We start from the raw sequence: 485 nt of genomic DNA on the forward strand, positions 1-485 counted from the left end.
GTATGCAACCGGTGTATGAAGAATATAAACAGTCGGTGCATTTCCAGAACGCCTCCGGCGTGCGAGCTGAATGCCATGACTGTCATATCTCGCCGGATATTCCAGGCATGGTGAAGCGCAAACTGGAAGCGAGCAATGATATCTACCAGACCTTTATTGCTCACTCCATTGATACACCTGAAAAATTCGAAGCCAAACGCGCGGAACTTGCCGAGCGTGAATGGGCGCGAATGAAAGAAAACAACTCGGCAGCCTGCCGCTCCTGCCATAACTACGATGCGATGGATCATGCGAAGCAGCATCCTGAAGCAGCACGTCAGATGAAGGTGGCAGCGAAAGATAATCAATCCTGCATCGACTGTCATAAAGGTATTGCCCACCAGTTACCGGATATGAGTAGCGGCTTCCGTAAGCAGTTCGATGAGCTGCGCGCCAGTGCTAATGACAGTGGTGACACGCTGTACTCTATTGATATTAAGCCAATT

Annotated in this window: 1 protein-coding gene; it reads left to right on the plus strand. The window is 49.9% G+C overall.

Features of this window, described 5'->3' with window-relative positions:
- Positions 1-2: 2 nt before the first annotated feature.
- Positions 3-485: NapC/NirT family cytochrome c (locus DMB80_RS27800; protein ID WP_205538993.1), on the plus strand; the 483-nt coding region annotated here is incomplete at its 3' end.

It is taken from the genome of Mycobacterium kyogaense (assembly GCF_003254575.1).
In the GTDB taxonomy this organism is placed as follows: Bacteria; Actinomycetota; Actinomycetes; order Mycobacteriales; family Mycobacteriaceae; genus Mycobacterium; species Mycobacterium kyogaense.